The following is a 7,667-nucleotide window of genomic DNA, read 5'->3' as shown; positions in this document are numbered from 1 at the left end:
GCCCCCACCCCCGCCGCTCGACGAGCCGACTGAGCCGAAATCGTCGCTGTCGGACAAGGTCAAGCGCCTTTTCCGCGATCCGCTGTCGATCGTGCTGGTGGTGGTGATCGTCGGTGCGCTGGCGCTGGCCGGCGCCGTCGGCGCCGAGTTGATCGCCCGCAAGATCGCCGATGACACCGTCTCGCGGGTCACCTCCTGCGTCGTGCAGGACAACGTCGACGTGTCCTTCGGCCCGCGGCCGTTCCTGCTGCAGCACTTCGCCAAGAACTACAACAACATCACCGCGACCACGGCGGGCAACCGCATCCGTGAGGCCGAGGGGATGAAGGCCGAGATCGTCATCAACGACGTGCGGGTGACCGGCAACCCGGAGTCCCCGGGCACCGTCGGCGCCCTGGACGCGACGATCACCTGGTCGGCCGACGGGATCAAGCGCACCATCCAGAACGCCGTGCCGCTGATCGGCAGCTTCGTCAACGGGGTGACCACCAACCCCAGCGACGGGACCGTGGAGCTGCAGGGCACGCTCGGCAGCATCGTGGCCAAGCCCGAGGTGCGTAACCAGGAGCTGACGCTGACCGTCGAGCAGCTGACCGGATTGGGCTTCGTGCTGCCGCGCGAGAGCGTCCAGCCGGCACTCGACGCGTTCCTCACCCAGATGACCGAGAACTACCCGATGGGTATCCACGCCGACAGCGTCGAGGTCACCGATACCGGTGTGGTCGCCAAGTTCTCGACCCGCAACGCCACCATGCCGCCGGGACGCAGCGGTGACGGCGGCGATCCCTGCTTCGCCGGGTTGCCCTAGAAGGGTTCCTCGCTGCCGCCGGGGTTGCACCCGGCGGCCACCAGCTCGGCGTCGGTGACGACGGGTCGCCACGGTTCGAGATTCCAGCTTGTCTTGCCGGGCTCGACGAACTCGGCGAACTGCCAGTGGCAGTTGAACTGGGACTGCATACCCGCGATGTCGGCCTCCGGGGCGAACGCCAACACCTCCGCCCAGGCCTGATCCTGCTGCGGCTGGGTGCCCGGGACCGCCGCCTGCGCCCGGCCCACCGCGGTCGGGTAGACCCGCAGGCTCTTCAGGTCGCCCCACTGCACCCACTCGGTGTGGTCGATATAGGCGGGCTCGGCATGCGCTACCGGCGCGCCGAGCAGCAGCCCGGCCGCGCAGAGTGTGGTGGCCGCGAGGTGTCTCCGCATCGGGTCAGCGCGACTTTCCCTGGATCTCCAGCAGCTTGGGCCGGACGTCGACCAGATAGACACCCGCCGCGCAGGCGCCGATGGCGGCACCGAAGCCACCGCTGATCAACAGGCTCAGCGCGACGCCGGCGCCCAGGATCAACAGCCACACCGGCTTGGTCAGCTTGCCCGCCGCCGTGTAGGCGTCCGGTCGCTGCATCGCAGCATGGATGAACGAGTACAGCCCCACGAGGGCCACCAGAATGCCCAGGCCAAAAAGAATGGCACCCGCCAGGTTTGCAAGCATCACACTTGCAGCCTAGGCGGGTGCCATCGAAGTTGGCGAACCTACTTCTGGGTGACCTTCTTGGCCGGGGCCTTCTTGGCGGCCGGGGCGGCCGCCTTCTTGGCCGGCGCCTTCTTTGCCGGAGCCTTCTTGGCCGGGGCGGCCTTGGCCGGGGCGGCCTGCTCGGCACGCTTGGGCAGCTCCACGCCGACCAGCTTGGCGGCCCGCTCGCCGACCGCGCGGGTCTGGCTGGCGACGGTGCCCAGCGCATCCTGGGTCAGCTCGACGGCCTGGTCGGTGACCTCTTCGACGCGCGAGGCGGCCTCTTCCAGCGCGGGCTGGTTGCGCAGTCGCTCCAGGGCGGCCTCACCGCGCTCGACCAGCTTGTTGTACTGGCTCTGCGCCTCGTCGGCGTACTTGTCGGCCAGCTTGCGCAGCTCCTCGGGGGTCAGCTTGTCGCGCAGCTCGTCGAACTGGCCGGGCAGGTCCTCCTGCAGCTTGGTCAGCCGGGCCCGGCTTTCCTCGACGCGGGTGCCGGCGTCGGTGCGGGCGTCGCCGGCGCGGTCGCGCAGGGTCTCGACGATCTCGTTGACCTTGGCCAGGGCCAGGTCGGCGGCGCCGACCGCGGCGAGCAGCGGGGCCTTGAGGTCTTCGATGGTGGGCTGGTTCTTCTCAGACATGGCGTTTCCTTTCAGATAGTGGACGGTTGCGCGGCTGGCGCGTCTGCGGTGTCGAGCTGTCCGGCGTCGGCCGCTGCGGCCTCGGCTTCGGCTTCCGCTTCGTTCTGCTGACAGAACGACGTGTAGATGTCGAGCAGCACCTGCTTCTGCCGTTCGGTGATCGCGGTATCGGTGACGATCGCGTCGCGGACTTTGCTGCCCTCGCTGGGTTCGAGGATCCCGGCCTGCACGTAGAGCACCTCGGCGGACACACGCAGTGCCTTGGCGATCTGATTGAGCACATCAGCCGACGGTTTGCGCAGCCCCCGCTCGATCTGGCTGAGATAGGGGTTGCTGACTCCGGCCTTCTCCGCGAGTTGGCGCACCGACACCTGCGCCGCCTCGCGTTGGGTCCGGATGTAGCTGCCGATATCAGAGGCAGCGTTGACCACGACGCCGGCAAGATTTTCGTCCTGCGTCATGATGGTCCCTCGATCCGTCGGTTTGTGGCTGACGAATCAACGGTAAACACGGAGTGCTAACTATTGCAAGCACTCTGCTAGCAGTCTCAGAAAAGTAGCTGGGCCACCGTGTAGATGGCCAAGCCGGCCAACGACCCCACCACGGTGCCGTTGATCCGGATGAACTGCAGGTCACGGCCCACATGGAGCTCGATCCGGCGGCTCGCCTCGTCGGCGTCCCAGCGCTCGATCGTCTCCGTGATGATGGCTGTGATCTCCGTCCCATACTGGGAAACGAGGTGCTGGGCGCCCCGGATGATCCAGGCGTCGACCTTGCCGCGCAGCTCGGCATCGTCGCGCAGCGACTCCCCGATGCGGACCACGGTGTCGGCCACCCGGGCGCGCAGCGTCGAAGACGGATCCTCGACGTTCTCCAGCAGGATCCGCTTGGCCGCGCCCCAGGCCGTCTCGGCGGCACGGGCCACCTCGTCGCGCGCCATGATCTGTTCCTTGACGTTCTCGGCGCGCTGAATCGTCGCATCGTCGTTCTGCAGGTCGGCGGCGAACTCGAAGAGAAACTTGGTGGCCGAGCGACGCAGCTCGTGGTTGGGATCGCGGCGCACCTTGTCGGTGAAGTCCATCAACTCCCGGTGGATGCGGTCACCGACGAGGTGATCGACCCAGCGTGGCGACCAGGTGGGCGAATCCCGCTCGATCACCCGCTCGATGACCTCACCGGAGTTCAGCGACCACTGGAAGGCGCGATCGGCCAGCAGCTGGATCAGCGCCTCCTGCCTGCCCTCGTCGAGCAGACTGGTCAGCACCCGGCCGATCGGCGGGCCCCACTTCGGTTCGGCGATGCGCTTGACGATCATCCGGTCCAGCACCTGCTGGACGTCCTCGTCGCGCAGCATCTCCACCAGCACCCGCAGCACCGTCGAGACCTCGGCGGCCACCCGTTCGGCGTTGCGCTCGTCGGCCAGCCACTTGCCGGTGCGGGATGCCACATCGGCATCGCGGAGCTTGGTGGCGATCACTTCGGCGGACATGAAGTTCTCCCGCACGAAGGTGCCCAGACCCTCACCGAGCTGATCTTTCTTGCGTTTGATGATCGCGGTGTGCGGGATCGGGATACCGAGGGGATGCTTGAAGAGTGCGGTCACCGCAAACCAGTCGGCCAGCGCCCCGACCATTCCCGCCTCCGCGGCGGCCCGGACATACCCGACCCAGGGCGCGGCCCCGCGCGATTGCAGCCAGGTGCACACCAGGAAGATCACCGTGGCCCCGACCAGGAATCCCAGTGCCACGCCCTTCATCCGGCGCAGCGCTACGCGGCGTTCTTCATCGGCCGCGGAGTCGGCTCCGGCCAGCGATTCAGCGAAACTCGTGTGTACCACCCCACCATCATCCGCTACCGCGCCGGCGGCCCGTCCACCGTAGTATCAAGGCGACCTAGTGAACGGAATTTCGCGACTGTGGCACAGCAGAGCTCAGCGGCCGTGAAGACAGACGGCCGTAAACGGCGCTGGCATCAGCACAAAGTCGAACGGCGCAACGAGCTCGTCGACGGCACGCTGGAGGCCATCCGGCATCGTGGCGCCAATGTGAGCATGGATGAGATCGCCGCCGAGATCGGCGTCTCCAAGACCGTGCTCTACCGGTATTTCGTCGACAAGAACGACCTGACGACCGCGGTGATGATGCGGTTCGCCCAGACCACCCTGATCCCGAACATGGCCGCCGCGCTGTCGACCAACCTCGACGGCTATGCCCTTGTGCGCGAGATCATCCGGGTCTACGTGGACACCGTGGCCGCCGAGCCCGAGCCGTACCGCTTCGTGATGTCCAACAACTCGTCGGCTCGCACCAAGGCCATCAACGACTCCGAGCAGATCATCGCCCGCATGCTCGCGGTGATGCTGCGCCGCCGGATGCAGGCCGCCGGCATGGACACCGGCGGCGTGGAGCCGTGGGCGTTCCACATCGTCGGCGGGGTGCAGCTGGCCACCCACTCGTGGATGTCGAACCCGCGGATGAGCACCGATCAGCTGATCGACTATCTGGCAATGCTGTCCTGGAGCGCGCTACGCGGGATCGTCGAGGTCGGCGGCTCGCTGGAGAAATTCAACTCGCAGGCCCATCCCTCGCCCACGCTGCCGTCGCACCTGCTTGACTGAGATGCTGTGAGCCAGGACAACACCTCGGAACTGTCGAAGCTGTGGAGCCATGAGCCCCACTCGTACCTGAGATTCCGGCCCGGGGACAAGGTCTCCGAGATCGACGCCGAGGCCACACCGGGGTTCACCGGTTCCAAGTCCGACGCGCCGGCCCTGGCCGCCGAGCGCGGTGAGCGGTTCGCCGGCCTGCAGGAGATGCTGTACGCCAACAGTCGCAGTGGCGACAGGCGTTCGGTGCTGCTGGTGCTGCAGGGCATGGACACCGCCGGTAAAGGCGGCATCGTCAAACACGTTGTCGGAGCGGGCAATCCGCAGGGTATCCAGTACACCAGCTTCGGCAAGCCCACACCCGAGGAGCTTTCGCACCACTATTTGTGGCGGATCAACAAGGCGTTGCCGTCGGCCGGCCACATCGGCGTCTTCGATCGGTCACACTACGAGGACGTGCTGATCGTGCGCGTGCACAACCTGGTGCCGCCGGATGTCTGGGGTGCGCGCTACGACGAGATCAACGCGTTCGAGCGCGAACTCGTCGACGCCGGGACCACCATCGTCAAGGTCGCGATGTTCGTCTCGCTCGACGAGCAGAAGCAGCGGCTGGCCGACCGCCTCGATCGCCCGGACAAATACTGGAAGTACAACCCCGCCGACATCGACGAGCGGCTGAAATGGCCGCTGTATCAGGAGGCGTACCAGGCGATGCTGGACAAGACCTCCACCGAGTACGCGCCCTGGTACATCGTGCCGTGCAACCGGAAGTGGTACAGCCGGTTGGCCGTTCTCGAGCTGATGATCGAGGCGCTCAAGAGCCTGGACCTGCAGTGGCCGCCGGCCGAGTTCGACGTCGAGGCCGAGAAGAAGCGGTTGGCTTCTGCCTGACTTCGGCGCCGAGACTACGGTTTGTGGCGCGTTTCGGGCGATTCGACGGCAAAACCCGTAGTCTCGCCGAGGCGGGCGGCCCTACTTGACGAGGGTGAACTGCCCGATGTTGGTGATGCCGCGGCGGAAGAAGTCGGCGCACCCGACCAGGTACTTCATGTACCGGTCGTAGACCTCCTGGCCCTGCATGGCGATTGCCTCGTCCTTGGCCGCTTCCAGATTGGCCGCCCACATGTCCAGGGTGCGGGCGTAATGCGGCTGCAGCAGGTGGATGCGCTGCAGATCGAAGCCCGAATCGGCGGCCAGCTTCTCGATGTCCTCGACGGCGGGCAGCTGTCCGCCCGGGAAGATCTCCTCACCGATGAACTTCATGAACTTCAGGTCACTGAGGGTGACCTTGATGCCGTTGGTGCGGAAGAACTCCTGGGTGTGGGCCAGGATGGTGTGCAGCAGCATCCGGCCGTCGCTGGGCAGGATGTTGTAGGCCCGCTCGAAGAACAGCGGGTAGCGCTCGGCCTTGAACGCTTCGAACGCACCGATGGACACGATGCGGTCGACGGGCTCGTCGAACTCCTCCCAGCCCTGCAGCCGGATGTCGATGCTGCGGTTGGTGTCGATCTTGGCCAGCCGCTCACGGGCGTACTCGGACTGCGCCTTGCTCAGCGTGATACCGATGACGTTCACGTCGAACTGGGTGAGCGCGCGCTCCAACGCGCCGCCCCAGCCGCACCCGATGTCCAGCAGGGTCATACCGGGCTCCAGGGCGAGTTTGCCCAGCGCCAGGTCGAACTTGGCGTTTTGCGACTCGTCGAGGTTCATGTCCTCGCGCTCGTAATAGCCACAGGTGTAGCCCATGGTGGGCCCGAGGAACAGTGCGAAGAAGTCGTTGGAGATGTCGTAGATGGACTGCGACTCCTCGTAGTACGGCTCCAACTCGGACTCAACCTTTGACATACGAAAGCAACCCCTGGTGTCGACCACATTTGATGCGTGAGGGACCGATGACCCGGTGCCCCCACACCGCATTGGATGACTCTACCTCATTTAGCCTGGCTAACATCTTAGTTGACCTCAGTAAGTGTAGAAGCCCTGCCCCGACTTCTTACCGAGCTGACCGGCCTCGACCATCCGCAACAACAGCGGCGGCGGACCGTACAGGGGCTCCTTGAACTCTTCGTACATCTTGTCCGCGATCAGCTTGAGCGTGTCCAGGCCCACCAGATCCGACAGCCGCAGCGGGCCCATCGGATGCGACAGTCCGCCGACCACCGCCTTGTCGACGTCCTCGACGGAGGCAAAACCACTCTCCACCATGCGGATCGCCGCGAGCAGGTAGGGCACCAGCAGCGCGTTGACCACGAAACCGGACCGGTCCCCGCAGCGCACGACCTGCTTGCCGAGGGCCTCCCCGGCGAACTGCTCGACCCGCGCGAGCGCGGCGTCGCTGGTGACCAGCGTGGAGATCAACTCGACCAGCGGCAGCACCGGCACCGGGTTGAAGAAGTGCAGCCCGAGCACACGCTGCGGGTTCTTGGTCGCCGCCGCGATCTTCATGATCGGGATGCTGGACGTGTTCGATGCCAACACCGCGTCGGGATCGGTGACGATGGCGTCGAGCTCGGCGAAGACCTTCGTCTTGACCTTGTCGTCCTCGATGATCGCCTCGATGACCAACTGGCGGTCGGCGAACTCACCGAGATCGGTGGTGAAGGACAGTCGCGCCAGCGCCGCATCGCGGTCGGCCTCGCTGAGCTTGCCCTTGGCCGCGGCCCGTTCCAGCGAGGCGGTGATCCGTGCCTTGCCGGCGTCCAGGTACTCGGCGGCGGGCTCGTAGACGATCACCTGGGCGCCCGCCTTGGCGCACACCTCGGCGATACCGCCGCCCATCTGTCCGGCGCCGACGACGCCGACCCGCTCGATCCGTTCCGTACTCATCCGCTCTCCCTCAGACTCCCGATACGGCGTCAGGCCCCGCCCGAATGCACGGACGGGGCCTGACGTTATCAACACGTGCCTACGGCGC

General features: G+C 66.2%; 10 protein-coding genes. 3 read left to right on the top strand and 7 right to left on the bottom strand.

The genetic code is table 11. From position 1 onward, the window contains the following. A partial coding sequence (locus tag BST17_RS18480) for an LmeA family phospholipid-binding protein (protein ID WP_407937755.1) occupies window positions 1-808 on the top strand: 808 nt, incomplete at its 5' end. Here BST17_RS18480 and BST17_RS18475 read toward each other — a convergent pair. From BST17_RS18475 to BST17_RS18455, 5 genes are all read right to left on the bottom strand, one after another. Next, window positions 805-1,203: a DUF2599 domain-containing protein gene (locus tag BST17_RS18475; RefSeq protein WP_083060349.1), complete on the bottom strand. Its 399-nt coding sequence runs from the start codon at window positions 1,201-1,203 to the stop codon at window positions 805-807. The two genes, BST17_RS18480 and BST17_RS18475, sit on opposite strands and share 4 nt — an antisense overlap. Before the next feature lie 4 nt (window positions 1,204-1,207). Then, the gene (locus BST17_RS18470; RefSeq protein WP_207573670.1) at window positions 1,208-1,489 is read right to left on the bottom strand and encodes a DUF2516 family protein; all 282 of its coding nucleotides are present in this window, start codon (window positions 1,487-1,489) and stop codon (window positions 1,208-1,210) included. A gap of 41 nt (window positions 1,490-1,530) precedes the next feature. Continuing rightward, window positions 1,531-2,148 carry a heparin-binding hemagglutinin gene (locus BST17_RS18465; protein ID WP_083060347.1) on the bottom strand — a complete coding sequence of 206 codons (618 nt, stop codon included), beginning with the start codon at window positions 2,146-2,148 and terminating at the stop codon, window positions 1,531-1,533. A gap of 11 nt (window positions 2,149-2,159) precedes the next feature. After that, on the bottom strand, window positions 2,160-2,609 hold the full coding sequence (locus tag BST17_RS18460; protein WP_083060346.1) for a helix-turn-helix domain-containing protein: 450 nt from the start codon (window positions 2,607-2,609) through the stop codon (window positions 2,160-2,162). Window positions 2,610-2,695: 86 nt separating this feature from the next. Beyond that, window positions 2,696-3,985: a DUF445 domain-containing protein gene (locus BST17_RS18455; protein WP_083060345.1), complete on the bottom strand. Its 1,290-nt coding sequence runs from the start codon at window positions 3,983-3,985 to the stop codon at window positions 2,696-2,698. A 78-nt stretch (window positions 3,986-4,063) separates the two neighbouring features. Here BST17_RS18455 and BST17_RS18450 point away from each other — a divergent pair, with 78 nt between their 5' ends. Together BST17_RS18450 and BST17_RS18445 are read left to right on the top strand one after the other, a co-directional pair. After that, entirely contained in the window at window positions 4,064-4,765 is a 702-nt protein-coding gene (locus BST17_RS18450; protein WP_083060344.1) for a TetR/AcrR family transcriptional regulator, read from the top strand. Between the two features lie 6 nt (window positions 4,766-4,771). Then, window positions 4,772-5,644 (top strand): polyphosphate kinase 2 family protein, encoded by an 873-nt coding sequence (locus BST17_RS18445; RefSeq protein ID WP_083060343.1) that lies wholly within the window; start codon window positions 4,772-4,774, stop codon window positions 5,642-5,644. Between the two features lie 81 nt (window positions 5,645-5,725). On the opposite strand, the gene BST17_RS18440 is transcribed toward BST17_RS18445, so the two are convergent. Both BST17_RS18440 and BST17_RS18435 read right to left on the bottom strand, forming a co-directional pair. Then, the gene (locus BST17_RS18440) at window positions 5,726-6,598 is read right to left on the bottom strand and encodes a cyclopropane mycolic acid synthase family methyltransferase (protein ID WP_083060342.1); all 873 of its coding nucleotides are present in this window, start codon (window positions 6,596-6,598) and stop codon (window positions 5,726-5,728) included. A gap of 117 nt (window positions 6,599-6,715) precedes the next feature. Continuing rightward, entirely contained in the window at window positions 6,716-7,579 is an 864-nt protein-coding gene (locus BST17_RS18435; RefSeq protein WP_083060341.1) for a 3-hydroxybutyryl-CoA dehydrogenase, read from the bottom strand. Between the last annotated feature and the right edge of the window lie 88 nt (window positions 7,580-7,667).

Origin of the sequence: Mycolicibacterium bacteremicum (assembly GCF_002086115.1) — a bacterium.
Taxonomy (GTDB): domain Bacteria; phylum Actinomycetota; class Actinomycetes; order Mycobacteriales; family Mycobacteriaceae; genus Mycobacterium; species Mycobacterium bacteremicum.
Note: the sequence above shows the minus strand (reverse complement) of the source record. Positions and strands in the feature narration are given on the sequence as shown.

Excerpts from the sequence above, each read along its gene's own strand:
- BST17_RS18465 (WP_083060347.1), bottom strand. The coding sequence starts at position 2,148 with ATGTCTGAGAAGAACCAGCCCACCATCGAAGACCTCAAGGCCCCGCTG.
- BST17_RS18460 (WP_083060346.1), bottom strand. The coding sequence starts at position 2,609 with ATGACGCAGGACGAAAATCTTGCCGGCGTCGTGGTCAACGCTGCCTCT.
- BST17_RS18470 (WP_207573670.1), bottom strand. The coding sequence starts at position 1,489 with ATGCTTGCAAACCTGGCGGGTGCCATTCTTTTTGGCCTGGGCATTCTG.
- BST17_RS18475 (WP_083060349.1), bottom strand. The coding sequence starts at position 1,203 with ATGCGGAGACACCTCGCGGCCACCACACTCTGCGCGGCCGGGCTGCTG.
- BST17_RS18440 (WP_083060342.1), bottom strand. The coding sequence starts at position 6,598 with ATGTCAAAGGTTGAGTCCGAGTTGGAGCCGTACTACGAGGAGTCGCAG.
- BST17_RS18435 (WP_083060341.1), bottom strand. The coding sequence starts at position 7,579 with ATGAGTACGGAACGGATCGAGCGGGTCGGCGTCGTCGGCGCCGGACAG.